Here is a 16,155-nt window from a genome sequence, read left to right on the forward strand (position 1 = left end):
AGTGGCCCGTCCATGAAGCGAGAGATTTTAGGAGTGGTGATGTGCGGGGGCGCCAGTGCCCGCATGGGTCGCGACAAGGCAAGCTTGGAAGTGAGGCCTGGGGAGGAGCAGCTGGAACGGCAGCTCCGATTGCTCGCTCTCTATTGCGGAAAGTTGGCCGCCAGCGTGGGGCCGTCCGACCGCAGCCAGCGGGTTCTGCCCACGGGCGTGGAAGCGATACTAGACGTCGAGGGCTTGGGCGGCCCGATGGCTGGAATCGTCGCGGCGCTTCGTTTTGCGAGGGGGATTCCTGTGTTGGCCTTGGCTTGCGACATGCCTTTCTTGGATGCGAGCCATCTGTTTCAGCTGGTCAATCGGCGAGATCCGGAGGCCTTGGCGACGGCGTTCGTCGCTTGCGACGGCATGCCAGATCCGATGTGTGCCATTTACGAGCCGCGGTGCTTACCGGAATTGGAATCTTTGGGCGGAGCGGGCAAGTCGAGCTTGCGTCGTTTTCTGCAGGATCGGCGAGTCGAACGGGTGGAGGTCGAAAATCCGCAGTTTCTGGCCAGCGTAAACGACCCTCGGGAGCTGGAGGAAGCGCGTCGTCGTCTGGGAGGCTTGGCGGATTCGCAGGAATTTTCGGCCAAAAAGGGAGATTAGGCGGGAAAAATCCTGTAAAAATCGACCGCTTTGTGCCCTGCAAGTCGTTTTAGGATAGAGGATTGCCGCAAGATTATGGAGAAAAGCTCCTAGGAATCGCTTTTTTTCTAAAGGTATTCCGCAAGCGACCGATAACTTAAACAAGGCGTCGTCCAGACGTCGCCCTTCACTCGACGATGGAAAATTTCAATGTAGCAGGCTTGGCCAGTGGCTTTGACTGGAATTCGATGGTAGACCAGCTGATGGCTATCGAGCGGATTCCGCAACAGCGTCTGCGTGCAGAGAAAGGGGAGAACGACGACAAGGTCGACGCTCTCAAAACGCTCAAGACGAAGCTGGACAAGCTGAAGTCGAGCACTGTCGACCTGAAAAGTTCCAGCTTGTACAACAGCAAGTCTGCAGGCGCGTCGGACGAGACCTTGAATATTTCTGCGAAGGCAGGGACTAATGCCTCCAAAGGAAACTTCGAAATAACGGTCAGCCAGCTCGCCACCGCGACCCGTCGTATCGGCACTGCGGACGTGGTGTCTCAGATGGGTGACGAGAATACCCTCATTTCGGCCCTTCGCACTTCGACCGAGATCACGGAGGGCACTTTTTCGGTCAATGGACAGGAAGTGACCATTGCCGAGACGGATTCGCTGCAGGATGTTTTCGACGCGATTTCGATCGCCACCGCAGGGGTGGTAACGGGGACCTACGATAGCGTTACCGACACTATTTCCCTGGAAAGCGCCTCCGGGCAGTTGGAGCTCGGAGGGGAGGAGGACTCCAGCAATTTTCTCAAGGCCATGAAGCTGCACCAGCTTGAGGTGGTGGATGGCGGAAGCGGCACAGCGACCGTCACCAGTCGCAGCGCATTGGGCGTCGTGGATGTGGATGACACCGTTGCAAACAGTGGCATCGGCGGACCGATTACTGGTTCTGGCACCTTTCACATCAACGGGGTCGCCATCGCTTTCGATGCGGACAACGAGAGCATTTCTGCCATCTTGGCGCGTGTAAATGAATCGGAAGCGGGGGTCACCATGTCTTTCGACTCGGCGGCTGACCAGTTCCGCATCATCAACAACGAGACTGGCGCGTACGCCATGAACGTCTCCGATAGCGGAAATGGATTTCTCGCTGCCCTAGGGCTTACCGGTTCGGCCGATGTCGGCAAGGACCTAGAGTTTTCGATGGATGGCGGCGCGACGAAAAAGAGCCGTAGCAACACCATCACCACCGAGTCGCATGGCTTGACAGGGGTGACGATCACCGCTTCGGAAACCGGCACCCAGACGATCACGATCGACAGTGATACCGAAGAGCTGAAGAAGAAGGTCAATTCGTTCATCTCCGCCTTCAACGATGTGCAGGACTACATCCAGGAGAAGACGAAGATAACGGTGGACGGGGACGAAGTGGAAGCTGCGATCCTCGCCGGAAACCGGGAGCTGAGCTCCCTCGACTCCAAGCTGCGCACCTTTGCCTTTGGCCAGGTTGACGAGTTGACGAGCGGTACCTTGTTCCGCCTCGAGCACATGGGGATCGATTTCATCACCGGCACCTCGAAATTGGAAATCAAGGATTCGTCGAAGCTCGACGAGGCCTTGGTCAACGATCTCGACACGCTCGAGCAATTCTTTGTGGGAGCGGAAAACAATTTTTCAGGACGTCTCGACTCTTTTCTCGAGAACTTCCTCAAATCTGACGGGGTCATGGACACGATCCAGTCATCTTACACCGAACGTAACTCCGATATCGATGAGCAGATCAAGGAGATGGAGCGACGTTTGGAATTCAAACGAGACACTCTAGAGAGTAGTTTCATTGCCATGGAAGCGGCACAGTCTAAAACACAGAACCAGGCATCGGCCCTTGCCGGACTCAGTCTCCCCTAGCGGTCCTTGGTTCGTATCTAGATTATGAAAGCACGCTCCCACAGGCATGAATATCTCGGCTAAAGCAATCTACCAGCTTTTGGCAGCGCTTGGCTGTCTCCTGGCTCTCGCATTGAGCGGTTGCAAGACGGCCAACGCCCTCAACAGCAAGCTCGATACGACGGTCGGCAAGAAGCACAAGGTCACCAACGTGCACGAGGTGAAATCCTTGCCCGCTCACCTGCGTCGGGTAGCCCTGCTTCCGCTTTACAAGGGGCGCTACGACCACATCGACATGACGGTGATCGAGCAGAACTTCGCTCAAGAGCTCAGCAAGTTGAACGTATTCGAGCTGATAACGGTTGAGCCTGAAAAAATGGAGGAACTCTTCGGAGTGGAACGCTACTCTTCGGTAGAGGTGCTTCCCACCAAACTGCTCTCCAAGCTGCACGAAATTTACGCCATCGACGGAGTCATGCTGGTCGACCTTACCTACTACAATGCTTACCAGCCGGTCGGCATGGGAGTGAGGGCGAAGTTGCTCGACGGCCATACCGGAGAACTCGTCTGGGCGGCGGACGAGACCTTCGACGGCGCCAGCCCGGCCGTCTCCAACGCGGCCCGCAAGTATTTCCAAACCCAATCAACCACAGAATACCCGCTGCATCGTACGCAAACCGTGCTGCACAGCACCGCTCGTTTTTCCAAATACGTGGCCCACGCGCTGTTCGACACGATCCAGTGAGTACTTAAACTTTTCTTTAAATAATTTTTAAAGTTCTTCGGGAGAGAGCCGTTTATTAACTTAACAAAAGATTAACAAACGTCCGAAGACAGACAAAACGACTGATTATCATGAACATAAATCCACAGAACAACGCCTCTAACATCTACGCTCAGAACCTCGGCAAGGCCGGCCAGAACCCTCAGGCCAAGGCTGCAGAAGAGTCGGGCAGCAAGGCGGCCGCCGCTGCGGGAGACAAGCTCGAGCTCAACGCTCTCGACTCGCTCCGTTCCCAGCCGGAAGTTCGTCCAGAGGTAGTCGCCAAGGGCAAGGAGCTGCTCAACGACCCGAATTTCCCTTCCAAGGAAATGATGCACGACATTGCTAAACTAATCGTGCCCTTTGCCGATGATGAATAGGTAGCTAACTGGGTACCATACGTAGGATGGTTCCCACATCGAAGTTAATTCCCATTCATCGACCGACTAAATGAAATCTAGCGCAGCGTCTTACAAGCGAGCGGCCATCATGTCCGCAAGTCCCGAACGTCTGATCCTTATGCTCTTCGACGGCGCCTTGTCCGCCATGAATCGAGCCAAGGAGGGCTTCGCTCTGGAGAATGTCCGCGATCGCAACGAAACCATCAGCAACAACCTGATCAAGGCCCAGAACATCTTCGGCGAGCTGCAGCGTTCCCTTCGCATGGACAAGGGAGGGGATTTCGGGGACCGCATGTTCAACCTCTACGATTTCTACAATACCAAGCTCAACGAAGCGAACTTCAAGAAGACGCAAGAGCCGATCGATCTCGTGATCCGCCTCTTCACGGAAGTGCGAGACGCTTGGGCGGAGATGCTCTCGAAGCAGGCTTCCAAGCACCAGACCGCTGCGCCGGCGAACCTCTCCGCTGGAATCGGCGGAGGTTTGTCGCTTCGCGCCTAGTATCCAAATTTCACATCTATTCGTAAGCAAAGCCCTGCTATATATTTTAGCTGGGCTTTTTTGCTGCTCGAGGAGAGCGAGAAAAAAGGCATTTTGTGGGGGTGGGGCATGCGAAGGCCTTTGCGGACGCCCGTTCTCTTTGCCTGATTTTCGCTTTGCTTGCAGGCCGGAGGGCTTACACATTTTTGCAGTATGGCTGAACGACTATCCCGCCGCATGGTTTTGCTCGCTGCTTACGAGGACTTTACTCGTCGCGAAAGTGTGAGCCTGCGCGACGAGAATTTCGAACTCTTGGCCAAGTTGCAGGACAAGAAGGCTAAAGTGATCGCTCAACTGCGTGCCCTGCCTGAGCAGCCAGATGGGGCGGAGGCGGCTGACTTCAATGCTCGCGTCGCTAAACTCCTCGAACAAGAGGAGGCCAACTCCAAGCTGCTGCAGGATAAGATGGCGGTGAATCGGCAGGAGCTGCGCAAGCTTTCCCAAAACGCGGTATCGGCCAACAAGCTGCGCCGCGCGTATGCAGCTCCCTCGGATAGGCCGCCCTTGCCGAAGAATCTCAAGGGGCGAGCTTAGCCGAGTCATCAAATTTTCGATACGTGAAACTCGATCCTTATCCTAGCGTAATCCCCTATGGCCGACAGTGGATAGACGATGCCGATATTGCTGCGGTGGTTGCCACTCTCCGTTCGGATTTCGTGGCTCAAGGTCCGAAGGTCGACGCGTTTGAAGCTGCCCTCTGCGAACTGACCGGAGCGCGTCACGCTATCGCGGTTTCCAGCGGCACCGCCGCTTTGCATCTGAGTTGTCTAGGATTGGGGGTGGGTCCCAAGGACTGTGGGCTGGTGCCGGCCATCACCTTTGCTGCCACCGCTAATTGCTTGCGCTACGTCGGTGCGGAAGTGTCGTTTTGCGACGTTGACCCTCGCAGCGGATTGGTATCTCCAACCAGCGTATCGCAGCATCTCGAATCTAAGCCTGCTGCCAAGGTCCTGATGCCCGTTTCCTATTCAGGTTCGGTTCCCGACCTCGCGTCGCTTTCGGAGCTCGCGACGAAAGCAGGGGCTTTTGTAGTAGAGGATGCAGCTCACAGCATTGGCGCCAGCTATGGCGATGGGAGTCGCAGCGCTTCCTGCGCGCATTCGGATGCCGCTATTTTGAGCTTTCACCCTGTGAAGCATGTTTGCGCAGGAGAGGGTGGGGCGGTGCTTACGAACGACGAAACCTTGGCGCGGCGCGTGCGCCGGCTTCGTACCCATGGGATCGAAAGAGGAGAGCTGTGGGCTTACGATCAAGTTGAGTTGGGGTACCACTACCGCATGACGGACTTGCAGGCCGCTCTGGGATTGAGTCAGCTGTCTTGTTTGGGCGAATTCATTGCGCGTCGGCGGACTTTGGTCGAACGCTACCTGTCTGCATTTAAAGAAGCTCCTTTTCGATCACGTATCGAAGTGGCCACGACGGATCCTCAATCGTCTCATCATTTGTTCGTGATCCATTTTGCGGATGAGGCGGAGCGTCGAGCTGCCTACGCTTTTTTTCATCGGCACAATGTGAGGGTGCAAGTTCACTACATGCCAGTGTATCAGCATTCGTATTACGAAAACGTTGCCGCCGAGTGCCCAGGAGCGGAGGCTTTTTATGCGACCTGCTTGAGTTTGCCACTGTATCCGCTGCTTCGTGACGAAGAGCAGGCGTTTGTGATTCGGTGCTTGAAGGCGTTTCTTGAGTCATGAGCAAGCGTGTCGTTTTCAGGTGCAGCTTCGGAGAGCGTGACGGTTGGGGGCACGTGGTTCGATGCTCTGCGCTGGCGCAGGAGTTTCTGGATCGAAGTTGGGAGACGTTTCTTTGGAGCGAGGGGAACCTGCTCTCCCTTCCGGAAGAGATCGCTAAAGCGTTTACGGGAGTGCAGGAGCATGCCAAAGTCGAGTCTGACATCCTCGTAGTGGACGAGATGTACACGCCTCAAGAGCGCTTGGAGGCAGTCGTAGAAGAGTGGCGAGGCTTTAATCGAAGGGGAATCGTAGCTGGCGTGGACGATATGCAGCGCCGCAGCATGGCGGGTTTCGACTTGGTGCTGAATACGGAGATCGGATTGGCCGCAGGGGCATACCAGGTTGATGTTTCACTGTTAGGCGAGAGTTTTGCCTTGCTGCGGTCTGGCTTCAGGAAGCCGGCGGAGTTGACGGCCACGCACGAATTCGCAGGTCACGCTCCGGTGCTTGTCATGATCGGCGGAACGGATGCTTTTGGCTTTCTGCCGAGAGTCTTGGAGGCGTTGTCGGATATCGGTTCGACTTCGATCGCCCCAGTCGTCGTTTCCCCGCATGAGGTCGATTTGCAGGCGTTTGGAGCAGGGCGTGTCTTGCGACGGATCAGCTCGGCCGAGATGGCGGCTTGGATGCGTTTTTGCTCCTTGGGGATTATTGGTTGCGGATCAAGCTTGTACGAAGCTGCGGCGATGGAATTGCCTTTCGTTGGGCTCAGCATCGTCGACAATCAAACGGCAACCGCTCGCAAAGTGCAGTCGCTCTGGGGGATGCCGGTCTTTCATTTTGAGGAAAGCGAGGCCGGGGATCTGCAGGCGCTGGCTGGCTCTGTCCAAGCTTTGCTTGTTCGGGACCGAGTTCCGTATTCAAAGGTGGATACGAAGGGAGCGAGCCGCGTCGTCGACGCCCTAGAGGTCCTGCTCGCCAAGCGGAGTTCCCGCTGAAAGGGAGCGTTTGGCTTTTTGTCCAATGAGCTGCTCCCAAAACTTAGGGGCAAGTCCGGTGGAGGGTCGAACGATGCGGAGGTTCTCAACGCTGAAAACCTCTCCTGCCTGGATGTCGGCGCTGGCATAGATCGAGCGCCGGAAGTGGGTCTGCTTCTGGTCTTGGATGCTGCAACCGATCGTTGGGGATCCGAGGGCGGCGTGGGCGCGGCGTGTTTGGGTCACGAGCGAGGCGAGCTCCGGAGGCTCGAGGGAGAAGCCAGCGTCGATCCCGCCAGCGGCTCTGGAATCGGTGACGTGTTTCTCGATCAAGCGGGCTCCTAGGGCTACGGATGCGATGGCGATCTCGTTGGTAAGCGTGTGATCCGACAAGCCGGTCGAGCAATCGAACCGCTGGGCGATGCTTTGCATGGAGCGAAGATTGAAGCCCTCCGGTTCGCTGGGGTAGGCGGAGACGCATTTAAGGAGAACGACCTCGGCGGCTCCGTTGTTCCGCAAGGTGGATACGGCTTCTTCGATTTCCGTCTCAGTGGCCATGCCGGTGCTGAGGACGACGGGTTTGCCGGTTTGGGCGGTACGTTTCAGCAGCGGAATATGGGTGAGCTCGAAGGATGAGATCTTGTAGAGTTCGGGTTGGATCGCGCTCTCCAGGAAATCGACGGCTGACTCGTCGAAGGGAGTACTGAAAATTTCGATACCGAGCTGGCGCGCGAAATCGGCTAGGGGAGCGTGCCATTCGTAGGGCGTGCAGGCTTCTCCGTAGAGTTCGTAGAGGCGACGGCCATGCCAGAGTCCTCCCTGCACGGTGAACTCCTCGCTATCGCTGTCGAGCGTGATGCTGTCGGGCGTGTAGGTCTGCAGCTTGACGGCATCGGCTCCCGCTTTTGCGGCGGCAGCGATTATTCGTTTTGCGGTTTCGATGTCTTGTCCGTGGTTGCCGGACAGTTCGGCGACGATGAGAGGCGGCGTCTCTGGATCGCGGATACGGTCGATCAGGGACATAGGCCTAGTCCAATGTTTGCTCTTGGTATCGCCGCACCAGATCTTTGATTTGTTCGATACTTAGCTGATCGGGATTGGTCTCGCTGGAATAGCTGAAACCTGTCGGGCATTGCTTGCCTTGGTGAACTTTGTCGCCGGTGTAGTTCCAATAGGGTTGGGAAGGGTGTATGATGAAGCGGTCCTTTTGCTCGGTGGTTTGTCTGGCTTCGTCTTCGGGCACCATGGCTTCGTGCAATTTCTCGCCGGGACGCAGGCCGATGACGTTGATCTTGGCTTCTGGGGCCACTGCCTTTGCGAGGTCGCCGAGGGAGCAGCTTGGGATTTTTGGGATAAAGATTTCCCCGCCGACCATGTCGTTCAGTGATCGCAGGGCAAAGTTGACTCCTGCTCCCACGGTGATGACGAAGCGGGTCATTTCGGGCTTGGTGATGGTCAGGGTACCTTCTTCCTTTTGCTTGAGGAAGAGGGGAATCACGGAACCGCGACTACCGATGACATTTCCGTAGCGGACCACGGAGAAGCGAGTTCCGCCTTTGCCGGAGTAGTTGTTGGCGGAGATGAAGACCTTGTCGGAGCAAAGCTTGGTGGCCCCGTAGAGGTTGATGGGGTTTACGGCTTTGTCGGTGGAAAGGGCGATGACCTTCTTGACGCCGGTAGCGATGGCGGCGTCCACCACGTTCATCGCCCCATTGATGTTGGTCTTGATGAACTCGTGAGGGTTGTACTCCGCTGCGGGCACTTGCTTGAGGGCTGCGGCGTGGATGACGTAGTCGACGTCCGTCATGGCGCGGGCGAGTCGTTCCTTGTCGCGCACGTCGCCGATGAAGTAGCGGATGTTCTTGCCGGAAAAGGCCGGATTGGTGGCCATGTCGTACTGCTTCAGCTCGTCCCGCGAGAGGATGATGATTTTGGCGGGAGTGCCGTACTTGAGCAGTTCGTGGCAGCAGCGTTTCCCGAAGGAGCCTGTGCCGCCAGTGATGAGGATTGTTTTGCCTTCGAGCATGCTACGGGGATGGAAATCAGAGGAGGGGACGATTCGATGAAATATTGGGCATTTCCCTTAAGGAGCGAGGAGGAGGGAGGCTCTTTGAATTTCGTTTTACAATTTATGCTTTCGTATTTGTTTCAATCCTCTTCTAAATAGCTACCTTAATAAGTCATCGGGGCTAGTGGCTGCTGAGTCGCCCCAAGCAATCCCAACCAACTTCGCTCGTACACACTATATGTCTTTGGAAAGAATACTCATCCTCGATGATGAGCTCGTGATTCGCAAAGCCTTAGAAGAACAGCTCCGCCGCAAGCGGTTTTCTGTTTGCAGTGTGGGGACCCTGGGGGAAGCGGACGAGCATTTGTCCAAGGATGAGTACGACTTGCTTTTCGTGGACGTGCACCTCCCGGACGGAAACGGCACGGAGCTTCTGGAGCGGGTCTCCAGCATGAGCAATCCTCCTTTGGTAGTTATCATCACGGGCTACGGAACGGTGGAATCTGCGGTCAAGTGTATGCAGGCGGGAGCCTTCGACTACATCATCAAGCCCTTCTCCTCCTCTCAGATCGATGTTCTCATCAAGAAGGCGAGGGACTATCGCCAGCTGGTGAAGGTGAACCAGTTTCTGGCCAGCGAGTCGACGGTTAGCGGCGAGTTGATCGGCAAGAGCGGTTTCATCAATCAGCTCAAGGACGTGATCCGCAAGGTGGCCCCCACCGAGGCGACCGTTTTGATCTGTGGCGAAAACGGAACCGGCAAGGAGCTGGTGGCCAACGAGCTATACCGTTGCAGCGCTCGCAAGAGCGCTCCCTTTATACGGGTCAATTGCGCGGCGATTTCCGAGTCATTGATCGAAAGCGAGTTCTTTGGTCACGAAAAAGGGGCCTACACGGGTGCGACCCAGCGTCGGGAAGGGCGTTTCGAGTTAGCAGATGGAGGGACGATCTTGCTCGACGAGATCAGCGAGATTTCGCCCAAGGTCCAAGCCAAGCTGCTGCGCGTTTTGCAGGAGAGGGAATTCGAGAGAGTGGGCGGCAACAAGACCATCAAGGTCGACGTGAGGGTTATCGCCACTACCAACCGAAACCTCGCCCAGAGCGTGGAGCGCGGGCAATTTCGCCAGGACCTTTACTACCGTTTGAACGTTTTCCCCATCCAGGTGCCGCCGTTGCGGGATCGGGAAGGGGACGTGGTCTTGCTCGCCAAGAATTTTTCGCAGAGCTTCGGTCGCAAGCACGGCAAGCAGATCAAGGGCTTTACGGACGATGCCATCGTCGCGCTCGAACGTCACCCTTGGCCGGGCAATGTGCGGGAGCTGCAAAACACGATTGAACGAGCGGTCATCCTAGCGGAGTCTGGTCAACCGATCGCCCGAGGGCACCTCGGTCTCTTTTCGATGCCGACTAATGTGGCGGCGCCGCAAGTCGCCCATGCCTATGGCCACGGCGAAATGTCGGGACCGGCTTATGGCGGGGGCTATCCTGCTGCGCCTCAAGCTCCGCAAGGTAACGGTGGCTACTACGACGCGGCTCCGCCGAGCTACTCTCAACCCGCGCCGCCCCCGCCCATGCCGCCCGCGGCTCCTGTGGCCTCGGAACCGGCTGCGGAAACGGCTCCGAAGTCGAACGCGGCCCCGCTGCCTTTGGACGAAATCGAGAAGCAGCACATTTTGTCCACGTTAGAGGGGACCGAGGGCAATCGCACGCAGGCTGCCAAGCTACTCGGCATCAGCATTCGCACTCTGCGTAACAAGATCTCGGCCTACCGGGAAGACGGCGAATTCATTCCCGGCGAGTAGTGCTTGCGGGGGCCGTGATCCAAAGAGTTTCCTTTCGAAGAGTTCGTGTCCTTCGCTACGGCGAGCGATCCAGCGGATCTTGCCAGAGATCCGACATTTGAGGCGGCGCCCTCGCGCCCTCGCCTCCGCGCAATGGCGGCGTTCTGTTCTGGAATCGGCTCCGCAAACGCCGGCGAGCTTGGCGGGCTGCTTCTCGCTTGGGAGTTCCCTCGTGAAGGGCATAGTTGGCAGTACCTGCGGGCAGCTGGCGTCCGTTCGGAAATCAGATGGGGGCAATTACGTGTTTTTGACGAAATGGGGCTCAAATTGTTCCTAAACCTTTCGAGGGTGAGAACGATATATAGTCAGGAGCAAACCAGACCCATTTCCCATGCAGCAGACATTCCCCATTTCAGACGAGGAGCTAGAAGCTCTAGCCAAAAATTCGATCGACAGCGTCTTCAGCACTATGCTCGATCGTTCCGCCGTTGTTAAAGAGGTCATCAAAGTTGACGAGACGAGCCATTCGGAAGGAATGCAGCTCCCGATGGACGCCAACACCCCGATGATCGCAGGAACCGTTGGCTTCCTCGGCAACCTCACTGGCATCATCTACATTTTTATGGAGCTTCCTCTCGCGATGGAAGCAACTTGCAAGCTCCTCGACATGGAGGAGAGCGATATCGGCGCGGAAGACCACGAGCTGGTGAACGACGCTATCGGCGAGCTAACCAACATGATCGTTGGCACCTTCAAGAACGACCTGAGCAACAAGGGTTACGAGTGCCGCATGACGATCCCCTCCATTCTACGTGGTTCGAACTTTTCGATCGAACCCGCGGAAGTTGCCCTCAGGCGCATCTTTAAGTTCGATTGCGACGGCCGATCCTTCGTCATCGACGTCCTCATGAAAGAAGAAAACTGATCTCCCACAATGCGACTAAAAATCCTAACTGTAGACGATTCCAAGACAGTCCGTATCATCGTCAAAAAGTCCTTCAAGGGCTTCGACTGTGAAATAACAGAAGCGCAGAATGGTGTCGAAGGCCTCGCTATGGCGGCGAAGGTTAACCCAGACATCATCCTCCTCGACATCACCATGCCGGTCATGGATGGCGTCGAAATGCTCACCAAGCTCAAGTCCGACCCGACCCTCAAGTCGATCCCAGTCATCATGCTCACTGCGGAAGCGGGGCGTGAAAACGTCATGAAGATCGCCAAGATCGGGGTGCGCGACTACATCGTAAAACCTTTCAAGGAGGACGTGCTCGTCGATAAGGTGAGCCGTGTGGTAGACCTCCGTCCAGCCGGCGAAGCCGCTCCTGTTCAGAAGAAGATCGACGACCCGATCGATATTCTTGTGGTGGACGACAAGCCAGCGATCATCAGCCAGATCACCGAAGGCTTCAGTCATACGCCATGGAACGTCAAGGGCGTCTCTTCCACTGGCGAAGCGATCGACTTCTGCCAAAAGAAGCTTCCTGACTGTATCATCATCAGCCTTTCTTTGGCGGAAGACGCAGCGATCACTCTGTTCCGTATCATTCGTTCCAACGCCAAGACCAAGTACGTTCCGCTATTTGGCCTGTCGGTAAAGACTGCGGTAGAGGAGCAGGCCCGAGCTCAGCAAGCGGGCTTCAGCACCATTATCCACAAGCCGATCGATTTCGAGGAGCTGGAAGCGAAGATAGGCAAGGCTGTCAATTTGGACGCTTCCGGAAAGTACTTCCAGATGGGCGAAGGCTATATGACCGTGAAGCTACCAAAGAGCTGCAACGCGGCGGTGGTCAACGAAATCAGCACTTACCTCAAGGTGAAGACCAGCGAAGCCGTGAACGCGGGAATCGCCAAGATCATCTTCGACGCCCAGAACGTCGCCTCTCTGAACATGGACGTGATCAAGCTCCTTCTCCACTCGATGAAGACTTGCCGCGACCTGAGCCTCCGTTATGCCCTCACCGGCAACGACGTGGTGATCGAAGAGAGCAAGAAGTTCGAAGAGTCGAAGGACTGGAAGTTCTGCGACTCTCTCGAGACCGCCAAGGCTTCCATCTAGCGCCCAGATCAGTTTTCAAAGCTAGGAGACTAGTTTTCTTTCACTCGAAACCCGCGACCGGAAGGTCGCGGGTTTCTTGTATTTGAAGAACGTAGCGCTGAATAGTAGGGTCGCCGCTTGCGGCGTACCACATTGCCAGATCTCGTACTTTGCGACGTGGCGCGAGCGCCAGCCCTACGGCTACTTGCCTTGCTTCTTGCCCCAGCTGTCGCGCAGGCCGACGGAGCGGTTGAAGACGAGGTTCCCGTCTTTGCTGTCCGTATCCAAAACGTAGTAGCCTTTGCGTTCGAACTGGATCGGTTCCTCGGCTTGCGCGTTGGCGAGCTCAGGTTCGCCGAAGCAACGCAAGGTGGTTTCCGATTCCGGGTTCAGGTTGTCGAGGAAGGTTTGGCCTTCTTCGATGTCGTCGGGATCCGCTTTGGTGAAAAGCTGTTCGTAGTGGCGCGCTTCGATTTCGACGTTGTCCGTGGCGCTGACCCAGTGGATAGTGCCCTTGACTTTACGTCCATCCGGCGTGGAGCCGCCCCGGGATTCGGGATCGAAAGTCGCCCTCAATTCCAAGATGTTGCCGTCCGCGTCCTTGATGACGTCGGTGCAAGTGATGTAGCAAGCGTAGCGCAACCGCACTTCGCGGCCCGGCCCGAGCCTGAAAAACTTCTTTGGCGGATCTTCCATGAAGTCGTCTCGCTCGATGTAGATTTCCCTTGTTAGAGGTACTTTGCGAACGCCGCGTCCTTCGTCGGCTGGGTGGTTCGGGCCCTCGTAGTATTCGGTTTCTTCTGGGAAGTTTTCGATGACGACCTTCAGGGGATCGAGCACCGCCATGCGGCGGATCGCTTTGTCCTCGAGGTCTTGGCGAAGACAGTATTCGAGCAGCGCATACTCGTTGACGCGTTCGCGCTTGGCTACGCCTGCCCGCTCGCAAAATTCCTTGATGGCGTCTGGCGTGTAGCCGCGACGGCGCAGGCCCGCCACGGTGGGCATGCGAGGATCGTCCCAGCCGTGCACGTGGTTTTCGTTCACCAGCTGCAGCAGTTTTCGCTTGCTGGTTACGATGTATTCAACGTTCAAGCGCGCGAACTCGATTTGGCGAGGCGTGTGCGGTACGGGCAGGTTTTCGATGAACCAGTTGTAGAGCGGACGATGGTATTCGAACTCCAACGAACAAAGCGAATGGGTGATGCCTTCGATGGCGTCGCCTTGGCCGTGGGCAAAGTCGTAAGACGGGTAGATCTTCCACTTGTCGCCGGTGCGGTGGTGGTGGGCCTTGAGGATGCGGTAGAGGACGGGGTCGCGCATGTTCATGTTGGGATGAGCCATGTCGATCTTTGCTCGCAACACCTTTTGTCCTTCGTCGAAATCGCCGTTCGCCATCTGCTTGAAGAGCTCCAGGTTCTCCTCTGCTGAGCGATCGCGGAAGGGAGAATTCTTTCCGGGCTCGGTCAAGCTACCGCGGTACTCGCGCATTTGCTCGGGAGTCAGGTCGTCCACGTAGGCTTTGCCTTCCTCGATGAGCAGGCAGGCCCAATCGAAGAGCTGCTGGAAATAGTCGGAAGTGAAGAAGAGGTTTTCTCCCCAGTCGGCGCCTAGCCACTTGAGGTCTTCCTTGATTGCCTCGACGTACTTAGTCTCCTCCTTGGCGGGGTTGGTATCGTCGAAACGCAGGTGGAAGCGACCCTTGTAGTCTTGGGCGATGCCGTAGGAAACTCCGATCGCGAAGGCGTGCCCGATGTGCAGGAAGCCGTTAGGTTCGGGCGGGAAGCGAGTGACAACCTGGCTGTGCTTGCCGGCGGCAAGCTCCTCGTCGATGATGTCGCGGATGAAGTTCGATGGCTTTTCGTCTGTCATTGGAAAGTGGGTACGTGAGGTTTAGAGGTTCGCCGAGAGCTTCTTGAGGCGGGCGACCACTTTTTCGCGGCCGAGGGTTTCGAGCATGGGAAGCAGGTCGGGGCCGCCGCCGACTCCGCTGACCGCGAAGCGCAGGAGGGGGAAGTAGGCGAAGATCTTCAGCTCCTTTTCGTCCGCTAGCGCTTGGATGCCGCGCTCAAGCGTGATGGCGTCGAAGGAATCGAGGCCTTCCAAAACGGGTATGACTTCTTGGATACGCTCGGCCGCGTCTGCTTTTTTGAGCAGCTTCTTCTCGGTTTTAGGATCGACGGTGTAGTCGTCGGTGAAAAAGTAGGCGGCGAAGCTGGGAAGATCCTCGAAGCTATTTATCTTCTGTTGGCAAAGCTGAAGCACGCTTTTGAGGTAGTCCGCGTCGGTGTCGGCATCGACTAATCCAGCCTTGCCGAGGGCGCTGACGGCGGGTGGCAGATAGCGATCGATAGGTAGGCGCTTCATGTGTTCGAAGTTGATGTGGGACATCTTCTTCTCGTCGAAGCGGGCGCCAGCTTTTTGCAGGTCCTTGATGTCGAAGCGTTCGATCAGCTCGTCGATGGAGAGCACCTCCTGGTCGTCCTTGGGGGACCAGCCGAGCAGGGCGATGAAGTTGACCACTGCTTCGGGAAGGAAGTCACGTTGCTGGTACTCTTCGATGAGGGCCCCGCGGTCGCGCTTGGACATCTTGCCCTTACCCTGGGCGGGATCCTTTAAGATCATGGGCATGTGGGCGTAGACGGGTGGCTTCACGCCGAAGGCCTTGAAGAGCTCCACGTGCTTGGAGGTGTTCGGCAAGTGGTCTTCGCCGCGCAGCACGTGGGTGATGCCCATGGCGATGTCGTCGACCACGTTGACAAAGTGGAAGGAAGGGTCGCCGTTGGAGCGCACGATAACGAAGTCGCGCTCTTCGCGGCGGGTGACGTTGCCGCGGATGACGTCTTCGATGACCACCGGCTCGGTGCGAACCTTTTCGACTTCCGCCTTGTGGTAGTCGTCGTACTCGGTGTAGCGCTCGCCCTCTAGCTTAAAGAAGATGGCCCCGTCCTTCTCGTAGGCACGGTCGGCGTCGAGAAGCTTCTGCAGGTATTCTTTATAGAGATCGCCGCGCTGGCTTTGGAAGTAGGGGCCTGATTCGCCGCCGACTTCCGGGCCCTCGTCCCAGTTGATACCCAACCACTTCAAGCCGTTTAGCAGCTCTTCGAGGGCTGCGTCGGTATTGCGTTCCTTGTCGGTGTCCTCGATGCGGAGCACCAGCTTGCCGCCGGTCTTGCGAGCGTACAGCCAGTTGAAGAGAGCCGTGCGGGCGGTGCCGATATGGGTGGACCCAGTAGGGCTGGGAGCGAATCTTACGCGTACCTGTGACATAAAGCGCGGTACAGTTAGCTGAAAGGAGTCGCGAATCAAGCTCGCGCTTGTGCCGGATGCCCCAAGGGCGTTTGCGATTTGTGCCCATGCCCTAGGAAATGGAGAGTGGGCTTGGTGGCGCGGAGGGCCTAGGCCTCTCGTTTTCAGCGCTCAAACAGCGGGTAGCACTACTTAGCGACCCCTGAAGAAGAGGCTCTGATTGCCTT

The 16,155-nt window shown here is 56.8% G+C and carries 15 protein-coding genes; 11 read left to right on the plus strand and 4 right to left on the minus strand.

The window, feature by feature from the left end:
- The first annotated feature begins 12 nt into the window (after positions 1–12).
- The 8 genes from mobA to IEN85_RS19485 all read left to right on the plus strand — a co-directional run bounded on the left by mobA (position 13) and on the right by IEN85_RS19485 (position 6,880).
- Positions 13–642 carry a molybdenum cofactor guanylyltransferase gene (gene mobA, locus IEN85_RS19450; protein ID WP_191618771.1) on the plus strand — a complete coding sequence of 210 codons (630 nt, stop codon included), beginning with the start codon at positions 13–15 and terminating at the stop codon, positions 640–642.
- A gap of 176 nt (positions 643–818) precedes the next feature.
- Entirely contained in the window at positions 819–2,525 is a 1,707-nt protein-coding gene (gene fliD, locus IEN85_RS19455; protein WP_191618772.1) for a flagellar filament capping protein FliD, read from the plus strand.
- A gap of 46 nt (positions 2,526–2,571) precedes the next feature.
- A complete protein-coding gene (locus IEN85_RS19460; protein ID WP_191618773.1) occupies positions 2,572–3,249 on the plus strand; it encodes a hypothetical protein in 678 nt (225 codons plus the stop codon).
- A 110-nt stretch (positions 3,250–3,359) separates the two neighbouring features.
- Entirely contained in the window at positions 3,360–3,647 is a 288-nt protein-coding gene (locus tag IEN85_RS19465; protein ID WP_191618774.1) for a hypothetical protein, read from the plus strand.
- A gap of 70 nt (positions 3,648–3,717) precedes the next feature.
- Positions 3,718–4,170, plus strand: a complete 453-nt coding sequence (fliS, locus tag IEN85_RS19470; RefSeq protein ID WP_191618775.1) for a flagellar export chaperone FliS — start codon at positions 3,718–3,720, stop codon at positions 4,168–4,170.
- 192 nt (positions 4,171–4,362) lie between these two features.
- Positions 4,363–4,743 (plus strand): flagellar protein FliT, encoded by a 381-nt coding sequence (locus IEN85_RS19475; RefSeq protein ID WP_191618776.1) that lies wholly within the window; start codon positions 4,363–4,365, stop codon positions 4,741–4,743.
- A gap of 23 nt (positions 4,744–4,766) precedes the next feature.
- Complete coding sequence (gene pseC / locus IEN85_RS19480) at positions 4,767–5,903, plus strand: UDP-4-amino-4,6-dideoxy-N-acetyl-beta-L-altrosamine transaminase (protein WP_191618777.1); 1,137 nt, start codon at positions 4,767–4,769, stop codon at positions 5,901–5,903.
- Positions 5,900–6,880 carry a hypothetical protein gene (locus IEN85_RS19485; protein WP_191618778.1) on the plus strand — a complete coding sequence of 327 codons (981 nt, stop codon included), beginning with the start codon at positions 5,900–5,902 and terminating at the stop codon, positions 6,878–6,880. Before pseC ends, IEN85_RS19485 begins: the two co-directional genes overlap by 4 nt.
- Here IEN85_RS19485 and pseI read toward each other — a convergent pair.
- Positions 6,845–7,882: a pseudaminic acid synthase gene (pseI, locus tag IEN85_RS19490; protein WP_191618779.1), complete on the minus strand. Its 1,038-nt coding sequence runs from the start codon at positions 7,880–7,882 to the stop codon at positions 6,845–6,847. The genes IEN85_RS19485 and pseI overlap by 36 nt on opposite strands.
- Before the next feature lie 4 nt (positions 7,883–7,886).
- On the minus strand, positions 7,887–8,885 hold the full coding sequence (gene pseB / locus IEN85_RS19495) for a UDP-N-acetylglucosamine 4,6-dehydratase (inverting) (protein ID WP_191618780.1): 999 nt from the start codon (positions 8,883–8,885) through the stop codon (positions 7,887–7,889).
- Between the two features lie 220 nt (positions 8,886–9,105).
- Here pseB and IEN85_RS24810 point away from each other — a divergent pair, with 220 nt between their 5' ends.
- The 3 genes from IEN85_RS24810 (at position 9,106) to IEN85_RS19510 (ending at position 12,703) form a co-directional block, all read left to right on the plus strand.
- Positions 9,106–10,668 (plus strand): sigma-54-dependent transcriptional regulator, encoded by a 1,563-nt coding sequence (locus tag IEN85_RS24810; protein ID WP_191618781.1) that lies wholly within the window; start codon positions 9,106–9,108, stop codon positions 10,666–10,668.
- Between the two features lie 370 nt (positions 10,669–11,038).
- The gene (locus tag IEN85_RS19505; RefSeq protein WP_191618782.1) at positions 11,039–11,572 is read left to right on the plus strand and encodes a chemotaxis protein CheX; all 534 of its coding nucleotides are present in this window, start codon (positions 11,039–11,041) and stop codon (positions 11,570–11,572) included.
- A 9-nt stretch (positions 11,573–11,581) separates the two neighbouring features.
- Positions 11,582–12,703, plus strand: coding sequence for a response regulator (locus IEN85_RS19510; protein WP_191618783.1), 1,122 nt, complete (start codon positions 11,582–11,584; stop codon positions 12,701–12,703).
- Positions 12,704–12,883: 180 nt separating this feature from the next.
- Here the strand turns inward: IEN85_RS19510 and IEN85_RS19515 are convergent, their stop codons facing one another.
- Both IEN85_RS19515 and IEN85_RS19520 read right to left on the minus strand, forming a co-directional pair.
- Positions 12,884–14,551, minus strand: coding sequence for a glutamine--tRNA ligase/YqeY domain fusion protein (locus IEN85_RS19515; RefSeq protein WP_191618784.1), 1,668 nt, complete (start codon positions 14,549–14,551; stop codon positions 12,884–12,886).
- 21 nt (positions 14,552–14,572) lie between these two features.
- Positions 14,573–15,949 (minus strand): glutamate--tRNA ligase, encoded by a 1,377-nt coding sequence (locus IEN85_RS19520; RefSeq protein WP_191618785.1) that lies wholly within the window; start codon positions 15,947–15,949, stop codon positions 14,573–14,575.
- Between the last annotated feature and the right edge of the window lie 206 nt (positions 15,950–16,155).

Source organism: Pelagicoccus enzymogenes (genome assembly GCF_014803405.1).
In the GTDB taxonomy this organism is placed as follows: domain Bacteria; phylum Verrucomicrobiota; class Verrucomicrobiia; order Opitutales; family Opitutaceae; genus Pelagicoccus; species Pelagicoccus enzymogenes.